13 protein-coding genes are annotated in these 16,567 nt (G+C 38.3%); all 13 read right to left on the bottom strand.

The features are described 5' to 3' along the window. Nucleotides 1-6: 6 nt before the first annotated feature. A complete protein-coding gene (gene essA, locus ACH0CI_RS23370; RefSeq protein WP_033580728.1) occupies nucleotides 7-504 on the bottom strand; it encodes a type VII secretion protein EssA in 498 nt (165 codons plus the stop codon). Continuing rightward, complete coding sequence (gene esaA, locus ACH0CI_RS23365; protein WP_406902345.1) at nucleotides 482-3,664, bottom strand: type VII secretion protein EsaA; 3,183 nt, start codon at nucleotides 3,662-3,664, stop codon at nucleotides 482-484. The genes essA and esaA overlap by 23 nt, the downstream gene beginning before the upstream one ends. Next, nucleotides 3,661-8,139, bottom strand: a complete 4,479-nt coding sequence (gene essC, locus ACH0CI_RS23360) for a type VII secretion protein EssC (RefSeq protein ID WP_406902344.1) — start codon at nucleotides 8,137-8,139, stop codon at nucleotides 3,661-3,663. The genes esaA and essC overlap by 4 nt, the downstream gene beginning before the upstream one ends. A 12-nt stretch (nucleotides 8,140-8,151) precedes the next feature. After that, nucleotides 8,152-9,456, bottom strand: a complete 1,305-nt coding sequence (essB, locus tag ACH0CI_RS23355; RefSeq protein ID WP_406902343.1) for a type VII secretion protein EssB — start codon at nucleotides 9,454-9,456, stop codon at nucleotides 8,152-8,154. Between the two features lie 14 nt (nucleotides 9,457-9,470). After that, the gene (gene yukD / locus ACH0CI_RS23350; RefSeq protein ID WP_025752817.1) at nucleotides 9,471-9,710 is read right to left on the bottom strand and encodes an ESX secretion system protein YukD; all 240 of its coding nucleotides are present in this window, start codon (nucleotides 9,708-9,710) and stop codon (nucleotides 9,471-9,473) included. Nucleotides 9,711-9,803: 93 nt separating this feature from the next. After that, complete coding sequence (locus ACH0CI_RS23345; protein WP_028412473.1) at nucleotides 9,804-10,097, bottom strand: WXG100 family type VII secretion target; 294 nt, start codon at nucleotides 10,095-10,097, stop codon at nucleotides 9,804-9,806. Nucleotides 10,098-10,466: 369 nt separating this feature from the next. Beyond that, on the bottom strand, nucleotides 10,467-10,859 hold the full coding sequence (locus ACH0CI_RS23340) for an SseB family protein (RefSeq protein WP_033580724.1): 393 nt from the start codon (nucleotides 10,857-10,859) through the stop codon (nucleotides 10,467-10,469). 61 nt (nucleotides 10,860-10,920) lie between these two features. Beyond that, nucleotides 10,921-11,520: a WXG100 family type VII secretion target gene (locus ACH0CI_RS23335; RefSeq protein WP_335707238.1), complete on the bottom strand. Its 600-nt coding sequence runs from the start codon at nucleotides 11,518-11,520 to the stop codon at nucleotides 10,921-10,923. Nucleotides 11,521-11,629: 109 nt separating this feature from the next. After that, complete coding sequence (locus ACH0CI_RS23330) at nucleotides 11,630-11,947, bottom strand: hypothetical protein (protein ID WP_013055102.1); 318 nt, start codon at nucleotides 11,945-11,947, stop codon at nucleotides 11,630-11,632. Between the two features lie 252 nt (nucleotides 11,948-12,199). After that, nucleotides 12,200-13,405 (bottom strand): DEAD/DEAH box helicase, encoded by a 1,206-nt coding sequence (locus ACH0CI_RS23325; RefSeq protein WP_028412476.1) that lies wholly within the window; start codon nucleotides 13,403-13,405, stop codon nucleotides 12,200-12,202. Nucleotides 13,406-13,769: 364 nt separating this feature from the next. Further along, on the bottom strand, nucleotides 13,770-14,864 hold the full coding sequence (locus ACH0CI_RS23320) for an ATP-binding protein (RefSeq protein WP_224980631.1): 1,095 nt from the start codon (nucleotides 14,862-14,864) through the stop codon (nucleotides 13,770-13,772). Nucleotides 14,865-15,157: 293 nt separating this feature from the next. Continuing rightward, on the bottom strand, nucleotides 15,158-15,907 hold the full coding sequence (locus ACH0CI_RS23315) for an STAS domain-containing protein (RefSeq protein ID WP_335707239.1): 750 nt from the start codon (nucleotides 15,905-15,907) through the stop codon (nucleotides 15,158-15,160). Next, complete coding sequence (locus ACH0CI_RS23310) at nucleotides 15,897-16,556, bottom strand: cobalamin B12-binding domain-containing protein (protein ID WP_406902342.1); 660 nt, start codon at nucleotides 16,554-16,556, stop codon at nucleotides 15,897-15,899. Before ACH0CI_RS23310 ends, ACH0CI_RS23315 begins: the two co-directional genes overlap by 11 nt. Nucleotides 16,557-16,567 lie beyond the last annotated feature (11 nt).

The following is a 16,567-nucleotide window of genomic DNA, read 5'->3' as shown; positions in this document are numbered from 1 at the left end:
GTTTTTTCATTTTTTCACAGAAGGCTGAGGGCTAATGCGCGGTATTAAAACCACAAATAATACAACAACCCCCACACCAATCAATAATAAATAAAACCATTGTAGATCTGATGACTTTTCAGAAGCCGTTTGTTCTGTCCGATCTTTCTTGTAGGAAGTGTTTTTAGAAGAAAACAAGTTATATTCTTTTGCTTTCGCAGAAATCGTATTATCTTCAGCTGATGCGTTCGCAAAAAGACTTTCTTTTAAACTCTCTTTCTCTGCATCTTCCTCTTTTTCAAATGTAAGATCCTTTATTTCCTCCGGAATATTTCCTACTTCTTTTTTATTTTCTAGCAAAGATTCGGGGTCTAAGTTAATGGGATCATCTTTATATACATTTGGTTTAATCTCTTCAACGTTTCCATCATCAGCTTCAGCCGCTGCTGCTATAGGGAAACAAAAAAGTGAAAAAATAAGAACAACACTTCCAATCTTCTTACTAAGCACTATAGGTTTCATCATTTTCAACCTCTTTAGTCGTCTTTAAAGCACGAATAATAGATGGCAGAACACTTAAAACGGCAGTCATTCCCAGTAATACAATAAGCGCCTGTCCAAACAGAGACTGCGTATCATATTGAATGGACATGTACACTTTAGATACTGGATCTTCGTAATTAAAGTTTGGCATAGATAAGTTAAGAAGCGGGGTAATATAAAATAAAATCAACCCTACTGTCGTCACCCATCCAGCGAAGCTTCCTAATAAGAAAGCAATACGTACAAGTGTAGATGAAGCAAGCAATAAGACGATCGTAAAGATTGACCATTCCATTGCCCGGTCTCCCGATAACGAATAAATATTAAGGCTAAAGATACTTACCATTAACCCTACAATCAAATTCAATAATCCAAAGAGCGTACCTTTTACAAGCATAGGTGCATGTCGGTAGTATTGGCTGAAATAGCCAATTAGTAGGCTGCTGATTAAGATAATAACCAAAATGACAACCGGTGGAACCTCTTTTACTTTTTCAGCCGGCACTTCACCGCTTACTTGAAGAGGGTTTGCTAAATAATGATAAACGTAATCATTATTCTGTCCATCTACTAATGTATTATTTAACAAGCGGTATACCTGGCCTCGCACCAACTTCGTTGAATCCACGTTTTGGGCCCACTTGCTGTTAAGCGTGTCAGCCTTATCCTGAACTTCATTTACACGCTTCTGCAATTCATCTGTGTACGTGACAACATTAGCTTGTCTTTCACCTAAAGATGAAATGAGTTCGTTCATTCCCTTCAACTCTTGACCCATGCTTTGCTGCAGCGTCATTAAGCCTGTTACGTCCGGAGCTTCTTTCTTTTCTAATGCTTGATCTTCACCTGCGCTAGATTGAAGCTCTTGATTCATTGCATTTGCTTTTTCTTGAATAGCTGATAGCTCTTCCATAATCGATGCTTGTTCAGCATCAACTGTTTGTCCATATTGATCGGCAAAATCTTGCACTGAACTTTGGAACTGTGCTAACTCTTCTTTTGTTAGAGACAGGTTTTGTTGGATTTGCTTACGCGCGTCTTGAGAAGAAACGGTTCCAGCTAACGCCTGCTGCAAACTTCCTTTAATAGAGTCATTGTTAAGGACGCTGTTCTGTATGTCTGTATTTCCTACTTGAGCTAAAGTCAAATCATACTGCGATAAATCACCGTAGTACTTTAACAGATCTTCGGCACTGCTGCTTTTAATCTTACCTGAGAATGTATTGCTCAGCTTTTCCTTTCGAGAAGCTGAAAGGTTTGGAGAAGATAAGATTTTATCTTCTTTGTTTTTAATCATCGTAATGAGACCATCAACATCCGCACTGCCTTTAGAAGTTTTTTTGCCGTCTTCTTTCAACTTTTCATTCTCTTTTTTTAATCGTTCATTTTCTTCTTGAAGCTTAGCAATTTGACTGCTCGACGACTTGGTTGCTTCTTCTAAGTCTTTCTCTGCTTTGTTTTTCTGTGCTGTCAAAGACTCAACGTCTGCTTCCAAACTGGCAATTTTCTGCTTCAGCGCATCCGTATTTTCTCCTGAATTTTCAGGCTGAACAGTTACATTTTGCAGCTCATCTTTGACTGCCTGTACCTGTGTTTTTAGATTAGCCACTTTTTCAAGCGCACTTTTCACAGCATTGGATGTGCCTGATGTATCCGGTGTATCCGGTGTTTCAGGCGTTCCAGGCGTTTCCGTGCCCTCAGGTGTCTCAGGTGTCTCAGGTGCTTCGGGTGTTTCACTCGTCATGCCTTGAAGCTGCTTTTCTAAATCATCAAGCCCTTTTGATATATCATCAAGCTTTGCTGTTTGCTGAGATAAATCCACTTGAATTGGTTCTGACGTTCCTTCGCCTTGACCGGAATCTGGCTGAGTTCCATCATCTTCTCCAGGATCAGTCGGCGTCTCTCCACCTTGATTAGGATCTGGCTGAGTTCCGTCACCTTCTCCAGGGTCCGTTGGCGTCTCTCCGTCTTGATTAGGATCTGGCTGAGTTCCATCACTTTCCCCTGGATCCGTTGAGCCTCCACCACTATCATTTGATGAAGCTGTCTCTAGCTGCGCACGAAGCGGCTTTAGCTTACTTTCAATTTGATTTAAGGTTGTTTGCTCAGTCTGCTGTTTGTATGAACTGATGATTTGGCCGTTCAAATCTTGCAGAGCTTTTTCTTGTTCACTGACGTTATCTGCTTGTTGATCTCCAAGTTCTCCAACGGCTTTTTGATTTTCATCCAGCTGCTGTTGAATGGAAGATAAGCCACTAAACACTTGATTGGCCTGCTCATTAAAATTTTGCTTAGAGCTTGGCTGATTAGATTCAAGGGAAGACAACCCTTGTTGAATCGCAGCGACGCTTTGAGCCTGCGTTTTTTCAAGCATTTGTTTCTGTGTTTCTTGATATGTTTGATATTGATTTACATATTCAATGAAGCTGTTTAAATTCTTTTCAACCTGTTCTACGTCGCCTTGTCTGTCGCTAGAACCTTTTTCTGCTTTATTTACATTATCTTGGATTTGCTGAAGAATTTTCTTTTGATCATTTAATTCACCTGCTAAATCTTTTGAATTCGGTTTATAAAAAGCGACCATTGTTTTTTGAAAGGCGATTTCTTTATTTAGAATTTTATCGAACTGTCCGCGTACCTTATCCACTTCCTGTGATACATAACTCCAGTACAAAGAGGACATTTCATTATTAACCTTTGTAGTAGCATCTTCTAATTCCCCTACTACTTTTTCCTTATTAACTGCGTTAAGCTGACTTTGAACTTTGTATTCCAAAGTAGCTTTTTCTGGCTTTTTTTCCTGATACGATAAAATATTTTGTGAGAAAGTCGAGGGAATATAAATAACCGCATCATATTTCCCATTCTGTAAACCGCTTGTAGCTGCGCTTCGTCCAAGCACGGTCCATTGATAATCTGACCCCTCCTGTAAAAGAGGAGTCACTTTTTCTCCAAATTCTATCGCTTTTTCACTATTTTCTTTTACTCCATTATCTTCGTTAACAACCGCAATCGTTCTTGTTGAGTTTTCTGTGACTTGTAGCGGGTTGTCTCCAATATACTGGAAAAAGAAAGAAGGAAGAGCCAAAATTAAAACAACAGCTAATATGACTTTAAGTGTATACTTACGCTGTTCGGTCATGTTAAGATCTTCCTTTCACTTACACATAGCGGGATTTGAATTCTTGTTTCTTTTCCACTTTTAATATAATAACCGAAGCCAGGGTTAACGTCGGCTTCTTTTCGGTCATAAGGAAGCGTAAATAAGCTTTGCTCTGTTTTCTTCATCAACAACACAGCTTGGCCAATTTGCTTCACTTCTGTTGTTAACGCGTCAAATCCTTTTGAAAACTCATTGTTGTTCCCTGCAGCAATCAAGTTAAAGCCCAGGTGGCTATAATTTTTCATCAATTTTGTAATACGATCCTGCAAGACACTGTCTAAGTTTTGCTGGAATCGTACAAATCCGTCTACTACAAGCATGATCGGGGCAAATGAAAGGCCGTGTACGGTTCCTTCCTGCACTGCTTCCAAATACTTATTTTCACGTCGCTGCAATCGTTCTTCGGTTAGGTCAAGCCAGTCGACGATCTGTTCTTTTGTTTCCATGTAAACAACTTGCTCTTCAGCTGCATAGCTTGATAAACCACGGTCAACCGAATCAAATAGTCCGATTTGCTTCACGCCTTGTTCAAGCGCTGTTTGCAGTATGACTTTCACTACATTTGTCTTTCCTTTTTGCGTCTGCCCCATGACGATACAATGCTTATTTTTCGTAAAGTTCATATGCACCGGTCGAACAAACTCTTCATCTAACCCAAGAGGAATAACTCCTTTTTCGCGAATAACTCTTCTGTCCGTCATAAATTCGGCAAGTACAAGTTTCGATGACAGCATTGGCACCGGCTCCGGAAGAATAGCATCAGCGTATTGATTCTTTAATCGTTGAATGTGCAGCTTAACTGCATCAAAAATTTCAAAATCATCTTTTCCTTCCGCAGGTAAAAACAGCTGTGCAAAATAAGGTTGATCCGTTTTGATAATAGCCCGGCCTGGAATAGACTCTAGCGCATACGGCGTACGCCCTAAAATAGAATACGCTTCTGAATGATCCATTAAGTAATGAACCACCTTCGTTTTCAAGTTATTCATAAGTGACTGACGAATAGAATTCACGCGCGTTGCGGTAAAGATCATATAAATTCCTAAAGATTGGCCGTCACGCACAAGCTGCGTGAACTGCATTTCTAGATCTTGCATTTCTTCTTTGACAAGATCAAAATTATCAATCGTGATAAAAATTAGAGGAAGCTCTTCTGAACTTAAAGCATTATACATTTTGATATTGCTAACTTCCTGCTGTTGAAATAACTGCTTTCGCCTTGCGATTTCTTGTTTGATAATCGTCATGAATTTTTCAATTTTACGCATTTGATCCATTAAGAAATAATCCGCCGTATGAGGCAGCTGACGAAGCGGCAGCAGCGTACCGTTCCCAAAGTCAAAAATGTAATAATGAAGCTGCTCTGGGCTCTGTCTTTCAGCTAGACTAAGAAGCAACATCATGACTGTAAACGATTTACCGTATCCTGACGAACCAAATATACCAATGTTTCCATCGTCCATCAGCTGATAGTTATATACCGTTTGACTTTGCTTTTCAGGTTCATCAATTAAGCCAATTGGGAATACGCCGTCTCGCTTCTCTTTGTACTCACTGCGAAGCAATCTCTCTTTAAGAGGCGGCAGCCATGGACTATTTAATTTTTTGATACCTAATTCCTGCTGCGTTTGTTCGATTTTTTGCACCACAACATCAATTTCTGCTTCCGCTTGTTTGGATGACGTCTGCTGAGTAGATACATCAGATAAAGGAATCAACCCGAGATCTGTGACAATGGCTACTTCATCTTCAGCCCCATACGTATCTTCCATGTACGGCGCGCCGCTCCAGGCTGACTGAAACAGTTCATACACTTCATTATTTCCAACCTGCAGATAGCCTCGACCCGTCACCGTAATAGAAGCAGCGTCTGCATTTTTTAAGATTTCTTTACTATCAGCGGCATCTTGGACTTTTAACGCTACTTTAAAGCGCGCATTACTCCAAATTTGATCGTCAATAACACCGCCTGGCTTTTGTGTTGCTAAAATTAAATGAACGCCTAGACTACGTCCAATTCGCGCCGCGCTGACTAATTCGCGAATGAACTCTGGTTCTTCACTTTTTAACTCAGCAAATTCATCCGAGATTAAGAATAAGTGAGGCAGAGGTTCTTCTGCCATACCTTGCTTATATAAATCTGTATAATCATTAATATGATTGACTTCATATCTATCAAACAAGCGTTGGCGTCGCTTTAATTCACTTTTAATAGAAGCTAAGGCTCTTGTACTAAAATTCTTACTTCCTTCAATATTTGTAATGGTTCCAAGCAGGTGAGGCATGTTTTTAAACGGCTGAGCCATTCCTCCGCCCTTATAGTCAATCAATAAAAATGCGACTTCATGGGGGTGGAAATTCACCGCTAGAGAAAGAATGTACGTTTGTAAAAATTCACTTTTCCCTGACCCCGTCGTACCTGCAAGTAATCCATGAGGGCCGTGCGCTTTTTCGTGAAGATTTAGTTCAACAATATCCTCTTTTCCTTTTAAACCAATTGGAACCGCTAGCGACTTAGCTGATTCATTGGTGTGCCACCTTTGCACGATATCCAGCTCACCAATTTCTCTTGCTTTAAATAATTCTAAGAATGAAACGCTATTTGGAATTGAGTTGGTCATGCCAACTTGGTGATCCAATGTCCGCAGCATCCTTGCAAATCTTTCATTATAATCAAGCTTGTGTTTATCAAGCTGAAATGGAATATTCACAGCTTTTTGCTTTTGAATTAATATATCCCCCTCAGATTCGTTAATATAACGAACGAGTGTGTGAACATGCTCTGTTAAGCTTTCTTTTGTCTCTGCCGCAAATATCGTAGAGAACCCAAGATGAGGGTGATACCCTTCTAAATACTCCAAGATAACGTGATCTGCAATTAACTGCTGATTCGTAATAATAAAAACAAAGTGAGGCAGGAAAACCCCTTCCCCTTTTGCTTCATCCAAGTCGCGTTCTCTCAGCATTTCGTAAATAGAAGATAAAAGCTGATCTCTCGTTTGTTCATTATAAATGAAGCCTTTCGCAAAAGAATGAGGCAGCTGAAAATGAGGGAGCCATTTCATCCATTCCCACTCTTTATATTCTTCTTCATCAAAAATGAATACGAATCTCACATCATGATAACTGTGGGAGAATGCCAGCTGTCCTACAAGCTGATGCAGTTCATTCTTCACCGTCTTCATCTTTCCTACCAGACCGATAGAGCCTAAACCTAAGTGAGCGGTAACAGGCGCATTTTTGACTTCTCGATAGACTTTTTCCATGTGCTGAGACTGCTCAAGCAAATCATCAATTTCTCGATTAGCCATATCTCCGCTATTTAAAGAAATTTGGTAGCTTCCAGGAACTGTTCCTTTTCCAAGACGCACCTGTAAGAAATCACTGCTTTCCACAGTTCGTTCCCAAATTCGATCGGAAATCTGTTCTGTTAAATATTTCATTCGTTCAAAAGTTGGAAAATGATAAGATAATACATCTCGTTGAACTGATGCTAGTTCTTGTAATTCCTCGCGCTTGTTCTCTAAGTACTTTGTATAAATTCGACGACGACGCTCTTGGCGCTTCTTGCGCTGTTTTTTATCTTTGAAATATTGAACGGTAGATACAATCAGCGTAGTCGTAAACATCATGACAGATATAATAATAAAAATTCCCCTGGGCTGAATAATTGATACCGTACCCATGACTAAAAGCATGACTAATGGGGGTAAAATGGTAAGCCATAAGCTTCGGTTATTTTCATCATTGTCTTGAGACGGAAAGGACAAGCTCACCTTATCATTAGGCAAATCATATATCATGCGCGGTGTCCGTCTATAAACCGGGTACTTCTTTTTCATTTCAGAAATAGGTTGTGCCGTAGCCGGAAGCTTAGATGCATAATCATAGTAGCTTTGAATCTTCAGCAAATCTTTTTCAATCAATTGAATCGTCATAGAAGACCATAAAATAAGATCTCCGGGCTGAAGGTTCCTATTCTCTTCTATTCGGTGTCCATTAAGATAAAGCCGTTCTTGGTTACAAAAGACCTTCCACTTCCCGTTTATCTTTGATAAGTAAAATCCTTCTTTTGGCTCTACTACATACTTTTCTTTCTGCTGATACACATCAGCTGCTTCATCACTTGTGGAAAACGAGACTTCTGATCCGTAATCAATATAATAGACAGCTTCTTTAACAGCCGTCTCTGTAAGGGCAAAGGTTAAAGCCTGTCCTTGTTCTTGCCATACAAACGACTCAGAAACAGATAGCTCTGCTATCCTTTCTTCTCCGTAGGAAATCAAGAGCCGGCCGTTCTTTTCAGATGACAGCGTCATTTGCCCTTTCTCAAACGGATAGGAAAAAGTAAACGTTTGATGCTGAGTGTTTCCAACCGTTGCTTGGCGAAAGGTTTTAAAATCTATAGGCAGCTGCTGATACGTTTGCCCACTAACTATCCAAAGCATATTCATACAACTACCTCCCTACTTCGATTGATCTTCCTGCTGTTTTTTCTGCTCTTCTTTTTTCTTTTTCTCGGCTTCTTCAGCTTTCTGTTCTTCTTCCTGCTGCTTGGCCGCCTGTGCTTCCTCAGCCTGTTTCTCTTCTTGCTGCTTGGCTGCTTCCGCTTCTTGCTGATCATTTTCTTTCTTGAATTCTTCCAGTTCATTCGCTACTTTATCAAGCTCTTCTTGCTTTTTATCAGCCGCTAAATCGTTGTCTGTCTTTAGCTGACCTTCGTATTTCATTAATGCATAGATAATTAACGAACGTTCTTCTAACAACCTGCTCACTTCTAAAGCTTTTTTGTTGTCTCCTCGGCCAATGTAAAACCAATAGGCAAAGTACTGAGGATCTGACTGAAGCGTAATATCCTTTAAAGCATTTGCCTTTTGCTCCTCTCCCAACTTTTCATTAACAAGATAGGAGGTTGCTATTTCGTATTGCACAATTTTAGGCATACTTTCAATATCGTAATCTTCAAGTGTGTCGACTACTTTGCTGTAGTTTTTTTCAAGAAAGTATTCGTTGCTTTCTACAAATGCTTCTTGTTTCGGCTGAGCAAAAAAATAAGAATAAAAAGTATAAATAAGAGCTGGAATTAATAAGACAAGTATACCGACAGATGAAAACTTAAAAATGGTCCAGCGTTTTTGAGGAAGTTGAACAAGTGTCTTTTGATGTTTTTCAATTTGGGTTAGCTTATGCTGAACAAATTGACTCAGCTCTTCCTCATTGCTGATATGCATTATTTTTTTAGCGTCTTCTTTTAATTGCAAGGTCTCGTATAACTTAAAATACTGTTCAAATGTATGCGATGAGTCAACGGCCGCCGCTATCGTAGCCTTTAACTCCTGAAAGCTTTGTTCCTCGTTAGGCTCATAAGGAGGTAAACTTTCTTTCACTCCATAATGTAAAAAAGCAGGACTTAAACTTTTATCAAAAATGATATTTTCTGGACAAATCAACAAATGCAGCCTTGAAAAAGAATGCTGCTTTATCTTTTTGATAAGCTGATCTGCAAACAGCCACTTTTGCTGTTCTTCTTTTCCCCTTAATGCTGTAAAAGGTTGAAATTCAGAGGTAGGCTTAATTGTTATTTTAAGTTCATCATCGCTCATCATGATTTCTTTTTGAAAAGCCGTGTTTACATCCTTTAACATTTCAATTTCAACAGAACGATCAAGTCGAATTTTTTCTTTTTGAAAAACAAATGTATATTCATTATTATGACGTGTCATTACAGCTTCGAGCTGCTCTTCTAAGTAAGTCGGTTTCTTCTCTGACATTCTAATAGACTCCTTTAGAGAATTTCGATACAATCACCTGTGGTAATTCCGCAGTTAATCATCGTCTCATTTCCCGAGAAAATAAGATTTTTATTTGAAACACGTATCCACGCACCGTCCTTTGGTGATTGAGTAATCTTTTTAGCTTGCCAAACGATCTCGACTACTTTTTTGATTGAATGATAGTTTGATAGTCGCAAATCGAACCGATCACCTGTATAGTGCTTTAAGTCTACTGTTACTTCTATATACATAGGGTTTCATCACCTCAAAACATAGAAAAAGCGCCTTCATCTTTTGAGAATGGGGCGCTCCTTTTATTACTTCACTTAGATTATTAGATGAAGTTAACCGCGGATTTGGCTAGCGATTTGGTTATCTGTATCTTCAAGAACATTTGCAGAGTCGTCTAATTGCTTAGCAATTTTTGTAAGTAGGTTAGACATTTCAACGAAAGAAGGTTTTAATTCTTCGTATTGAGCAGCAAACGCTTCGCTTGAAGCACCTTCCCACATATCTTGAAGTTGATTTTTCATTGTATCAAGACGGCTTACTAGTTCTTGAACTTGACCGCTTTCGTTAGTATAGCGACCTGACATGTCGCGAAGCTCTGCTGGTGTTACGCGAATAATTCCTGACATACATATCTCTCCTTCGGTTTATATATTTACTATTATTGTAAGAAACTCTAGTGATAAGGTCAAAGGTTACTTGCAAAAGCCTCCAAAAATGAGAACATGTATCTACAAATACCCCTAAAAAATGCAAATAAAACCTGAAAAACCAAGATTTTGTTCTCATTTAAACCTTTTCCATCTAATCTATAGGTACCTATTTAAAGGAAAATAAAAACTATAAGACTATTAAATTACATTTCTATTTATTATCTATAGAACTATTTACTAGTAATAAAAAAGCAGCAGCCTGTTTAAGGCCCTGCCTATATATATCCTATTTATTTAAGATTCAGACATGCTTTAAAAAAGGACATGTGCTTGTTATCGCCTTGGCTACTGCTTAAAATAATTTTGATCTTCTTTTAACATTCTTATTTCTTCCGGGATGAATAATTTTGAGAGAGGCGTGTCAGGATTAAGTAATATGGCTATTTCTTCATTTAATACAGGCAGCATATCCTTAAATGATACACATACGGTTTTTTCATCTTTTAGCATCTGTTCAATCGGATATTTTGACGAAAAAACAGGTAAATATCGATACGCTGCACTTTTCATCGTCTGAACGTAGTGCTCTGCAATTAATATATCTGATGCTACATGTTCTGAGCTAACAACTAGCCATAAATTGCTATTCATTAAAGTTTTATAAAATTGAGCAATTTTTTTATTATCTTTCATTGCTTCAATTAACGATTTTTCTAATAAATTAAATGTATACTTCATTGCTGAGACAACCCTGTAAGGAACTGTACCATTTCACTTCCAGCGCCATCATATACTTCATTCATTCTCTCTTCACTTCCTCTGTGCTGTCACTAAACATAATGTTTGAAGGATTCATCTCCTGACTTAAAATGCCCAATCCCATTTGAATAACCCCATAAGTAAAAAATTCCGTTCGACTGCATGTAGAACCATTCACTACTTTTTCTTCCCAAGACATAGAAAGCGAATTCCACATAACATTAAGAGTACCTAGAGGTTTTTCAATCGTTCTATGCATATTGTCATACGTGTTCCATTCTTTTAAGTTCTTTATGTCATTCCACGTATCTTGCGAATGGGCGCTCCCATCGCTCCATACGCTCGACCAAAACCCCGTCCAGCCTGAAGAGCCTTCTAGCTCTCCATCTGCTTTTCTCATTTGCTCCGCAGTGTCTTTTACTAATAAATGTGCATTTTCCGTTAGCGAATCAAGTTTGCGAATCATATGCTGTAACTCTTCCTGCAAGTCCAGCACTTTATCAATATCTGCAACAGACAAGAAATGTAGATTTGTAGCTTCCCAGCTTAGTTTTTGAAGTGCATCAGCCGTCTGTGAATGAGACTGTTGAATTCGCTCTGCAAATGTCTGCAGCACCTCTGGATTTACTTTTATCTCCATGTATGTCCGTCCCCCTATCTCTTGTAAGCCTTCAGTTATCATCCAAACATTTTTTAAGCCTATACGGAAAGACTCACTTTCTAAAGGAGTGAGTCGATAATGTTATTTATTACGCCGATGCTAACTCTCTTAATCGTGAAATTTCTAAGCGTAAAGTTTGAAACAATTCATCCCTTACGTCGTACAGATGAAAAGTAGATTGCGTAATATCATTATAAATATCCTCATATGAGCTCTTAGAACGCCCTGACCAATCTGACGCATATTGTTGGTGCGAATTTTGAAACAGATAGATACCTTCTTCAAGAAATTCCATGATACGTTGAACTTCATGTAAATATGATTCTAATTGATCTGCATCTCGACTATATTCTTTGCTTTTTCTTCTTCGCTCTATGTCGTCAAAGAGATCATCAATTGCATCCATAAAATGTCCCCACGTCCTTCTTCCTCTTTTATTAGAAGTCTCTTAAAGTAATGTTAAAATAAGGTTACAAAAAACAAAATCCATCATTCAAACTATTTTCATACCTAGGAAAAAATATCTACATTTCTCTTTTTTTACTTATTTATACAGGGGAAATAGAGAAAATAAACAACGCCAGGCTGCTGTAATAAAGCAGTAGACGTTGCTTTTTAGGTTGTGACACTGCTGTTATAAAAAGGAAGAATACCTAGTTTACATCCGACCTTTTTGTTTCTTTTTCTTGTTAAATGGCTTTTTTGAAGGTTTTTTAGCTGTACGGGACTGCTCTTTTGTACCTTCATCGACGATTTCGCCCATATAAAGCTCTTTTTTCGCTAATGAAAGTTGAAGTTCACGTGCGATTTGTTTTAAATTTCGCTCTTCTCGTTCAGTGACAAGAGAAATGACTGTACCTTCTGCTCCCGATCTGCCTGTTCTACCTGAGCGATGTACGTATTGATCTGCATCTTGAGGAACATCGATATGAATTACATGCGTCAATCCCTTAATGTCTAATCCTCTAGCTGCGACATCCGTTGCTAATAAGACAGGGAAATCTCCTTTTCGAAACCCTTTAATCGTCGTAGCACGATCTTCTTTTTTCGTTTCACTGTGTAAAGAGCCTGCTTCTACACGCTTAAATGTTAATTTTTCTTCAAACTCGATCAGAGTATCAATCCCTTTAAAAAAGGCTAAAGCTTTCATTTGTTCTTGACGAACTAGTTTTCTAAGCACGTCCACTTTATCTCTAGCTTCACTTTTGATGTATACATGCTCTACCTTCGAAGCTGGGAGTTCATCTCTTCCTACCTCTATTTCAAGAGGCTGGTTCATCATGTCTTTCGCTAGCGATTTGGTACGTTCTGATACAGTAGCTGAGAAGACTAGGATTTGACGATCACTTAACGCCATTTTTACAATCTGTTGAACCGTTTGAACATGCTCAGGTACAAACAATTGATCCGCTTCATCAATCACAATTGTTTTGACTTCGTGCATTTTTAATTTCTTCATTTTAATTAATTCGTTCAAACGTCCTGGGGTACCAACAATGATATTAGGGCGCTTTTTGAGTTTTTCTAATTGCCGTTTCATATTTGCTCCGCCAATAAACGCAGCGCTTGAAATACCGCTTCCCTGCGACCAAGTTTGAATTTCACCATGAATTTGCATAACTAATTCATGGGAAGATGCTAAAATAACCGCTTGAACATGAGATGGTCCCGGCTGAATGCGATGTAAGACAGGCAACAAATATGCCAGTGTCTTTCCTGTTCCCGTTGGGGATTCTCCTATTACATCTTTATTAGCTAAAATCTCTGAAATAGCTTTCGTTTGAATGGCAGTAGGCTCATTGAACCCTGCTTTTTTCCACGCCTCTTGTAAAAAAGGCTGTAAAGTCTCTATAAACTGACTCATATCTATCTCCTTTTCCATGCTTTTCTCGATATTATAAACGATTTTTTTATTTCAATTAAACGAATGTATCAGTGGCCATGTGCGTTAATACTGACCCTAATTTCTATTTATAAATAAACCTTCCTTATCCCAAGGGACCCTGTCAATCCGTCAGTAGAAAAGTCGATTGTTGCCTTAACTTTTCTACATCGATATACATAGCTTCAACTATGATACACTATTGCTTCTATAGAAAACAATATGATCCTCTTTATTATGGACGAAAACTTGTATAAGAAGGAGGTTTTATGTCCTATATGGATCCGGACGCAAAGGGCTCAGCTGCTTACTTCATCTTTTTCAAGAAAACAACCGCCTCTCTGAACTACGAAAGGCGGCTGTTTCGTTCTGTAATTGGCATATCAATAGTAACCGTTGTCCCTTTTCCTTTACCGCTTTTAAAATGCATGGTACCTTGATGACGCTCCATGATTTTGTAACACACGGCCAGCCCTAAGCCCGTTCCAGCTTCTTTTGTAGAATAAAACGGCGTCCCTACTTGTTCAATCCTCTCTTGACTCATTCCGATTCCATTGTCTTCAAAGTGAATCAATGCTCGTGTATCTTTTTCTTCAACTGTTATTGTAATATGGCCTTTCTCAATAATAGCTTCTACACCGTTTTTGATCACATTGATGAACACTTGTTTCAACTGATTTGCATCAGCCGAAACATAAATAGGCCTTTTTGCTGTTTCTTTCAATAAAATAGAAACATTATTTAAATTGGCCTGCGCTTCCATTAGCGTAATAACTTGTTTTAAAATCTCGCATAAATTGGTCTTTTCAAAAGATACATGCTGCTTTTTTCCAAGAATGAGCATTTCACTGGAGATTAAGTTGATGCGGTCGATTTCAGACATCATGATATCTAAATATGTGTCATTTGTTTCCTTAGAGGCTTGCATAACCTGTACAAAACCTTTTAAAGAAGTAAGGGGGTTTCTAATTTCATGTGCTACGGCACCTGCCATTTGTCCAATAACCGACATTTTTTCCGAGGTTATCATAAGCTCTTCATCTTGACGGTATGTAGTAATATCGCGTGCAATCATAAATACACCTACTACCTGCTTATGAACAATAATGGGAAGCAAAGAACACCTAAGCAACCGTCTTTCTCGCTTTCTATTGATCACATTCATTTCGAACTTAGCACCTTTTCCATTCAGCACTTCTTTAAAATACTCTTTACACATATCAAACTCTTCAGCTGCGATAAGAGCTGAAGGTTTCATCTTTTGCAGTTCTTCACTGGAGTATCCAACGATTGCTTCACCTTCCGGGTTAGCAAGAAGTACTTCACCCGTTTTACTTATTTCAAAAACACCATCAGGATTATGTTTGAACAAAGATTGATAGTGCTGATTGCTCGTTTGAAGTTCGTGTTCTTTCACTACGAGCTCTTGCTGGGACTCCACTAGTTTATAAGCTCTCCTATATACCAACCCATACAAAATAATGCCCGTAGCTAAAATAAAAAACCAACCTTTGTATTGTTGAAAAAAAATATATACTTCAAAACGACCTTGCGCTAATGTTCTAGATATATTATCAGATATCAAGATCCATACAGCGCCAATAATGATATATATAATTGAAATCCTTAAAGCTACTTTACGCGCGTGTTTCACCAAATTTTAATCACCTGTTTATCCGTATTGATCCCCTGTCTTATTGCCTTTATATGAAGTGTTCACTTTTTGTAGCCATTTCATGCCGTTGTAAAAAATTGATGAATGGCCTGACCTAGATTACTAATAGATTTTACATTTGCTTGAAAATGATACTGGTGAAGCCATTGACTGTGATCGGGTGTCACACCTGTTAAATAAATCTGTACGCCCATTAGCTGAAATTCCCATATTAAATGTTCTAGGGCTGCAACACCTCGTTCATCAATTTGACCGATTCCATTAAAATCAATGATAACTCGATCAACCGTTTCCTCATCTATTTGTCTGAGCAGCCGATATTCATTTTTCATGATGACTTCCTCAAATAAATCGCCAAACAGAGGTATAAGCACCATGTTGTTCGATAAATGAATAAACGGTCCCGACAGCTCTATAACTCGGTTCATGGCCTTTTCTAATCGTTCTTTTTGCAGCAGCAGTTCTAAGTCTGTTTCACATAAACGCGCTGTATGCTGTTCGATTTTTTCTGAGAGAATTCTAATTTGAGAATCTTCCTCTACACATATTACATGCGCCTTATCTTGCTCCCATTTGCAATTCACGGTATAAAGAGACATCTTAGCTTTACGCGAATGCATGACTAATTCTGTTTTTATTTTTTCCTTCTTTCCTAATCGTTTTCTAGCTTTGTTCTGACTATCTTCATCAACAATTTCTAAAAAATGTTGAACCTCTCCGAATAAAGCGGCTGCTTCATCAGATTGCGCTAGAATATTCATTTCCTCATCCATAATAAAAGCAGGAAGCGGAGCATATTTAATAGTCAACAACCTTAATCCCCCTAATTGATTGATAATGAAAAAGCTCTTTCAACTCCTCTAGCTGTGCAATAAATCGAACTTGATTTGTTTGAACAAGAGGAAACTTATAGTTTGAAACTACTCGGCCTCCAACTAAAATAAGCGGCTGATGTTTTGTCTTTTTTAATCCTTCTATATATTCGTTTGCTTTTTCTATATGATGAGTTAAACTGAACGAGATTCCTACTAAATCAGGTTTCCATTGTTCAACAGCGTGCGTTGCATGTAAAAGCGGAGAATCTGCTCCTAAAAGTTTCGTCTGCCATCCGTGCTCTTCAAAGAGAATGGAAATCATTTTTAAACCTAAAAAATGCTGTTCATTTTCTATACACAAAAACAGACCTTTTTTTTCACTTTTAATAACTTCTTGTCTTATACACAATTGATAGCGTGACAAAACATAGTCACAGGTAGTAGTAGCTAAATGTTCATCAGCCACTGAAATTTCATCTTCTTCCCACATCATACCGATTTGAGCCATTGACACTGAAATGAATCGCTGAAAAATATAAAATGTGTCGAAACCCTGCTGTCTTTTTTTCCACACAATATTCCAAGCTTCATCTTGATTCCCTGATAACAGTAATTCAGTCAAGCGTTCTATGCTTTCAATCAAGAAACCACCTC

It is taken from the genome of Priestia sp. 179-F W1.4 NHS (assembly GCF_045369295.1).
GTDB classification, from domain to species: domain Bacteria; phylum Bacillota; class Bacilli; order Bacillales; family Bacillaceae_H; genus Priestia; species Priestia zanthoxyli.
The sequence above is the reverse complement of the archived record's forward strand: the minus strand, read 5'-3'. Positions and strand labels throughout refer to the sequence as shown.

Bases quoted from the DNA above. Each gene is read 5' to 3' on its own strand.
- essA (WP_033580728.1), bottom strand. From the start codon at position 504: ATGATGAAACCTATAGTGCTTAGTAAGAAGATTGGAAGTGTTGTTCTT.
- esaA (WP_406902345.1), bottom strand. From the start codon at position 3,664: ATGACCGAACAGCGTAAGTATACACTTAAAGTCATATTAGCTGTTGTT.
- essC (WP_406902344.1), bottom strand. From the start codon at position 8,139: ATGAATATGCTTTGGATAGTTAGTGGGCAAACGTATCAGCAGCTGCCT.
- essB (WP_406902343.1), bottom strand. From the start codon at position 9,456: ATGTCAGAGAAGAAACCGACTTACTTAGAAGAGCAGCTCGAAGCTGTA.
- yukD (WP_025752817.1), bottom strand. From the start codon at position 9,710: ATGTATATAGAAGTAACAGTAGACTTAAAGCACTATACAGGTGATCGG.
- ACH0CI_RS23345 (WP_028412473.1), bottom strand. From the start codon at position 10,097: ATGTCAGGAATTATTCGCGTAACACCAGCAGAGCTTCGCGACATGTCA.
- ACH0CI_RS23340 (WP_033580724.1), bottom strand. From the start codon at position 10,859: ATGAAGTATACATTTAATTTATTAGAAAAATCGTTAATTGAAGCAATG.
- ACH0CI_RS23335 (WP_335707238.1), bottom strand. From the start codon at position 11,520: ATGGAGATAAAAGTAAATCCAGAGGTGCTGCAGACATTTGCAGAGCGA.
- ACH0CI_RS23330 (WP_013055102.1), bottom strand. From the start codon at position 11,947: ATGGATGCAATTGATGATCTCTTTGACGACATAGAGCGAAGAAGAAAA.
- ACH0CI_RS23325 (WP_028412476.1), bottom strand. From the start codon at position 13,405: ATGAGTCAGTTTATAGAGACTTTACAGCCTTTTTTACAAGAGGCGTGG.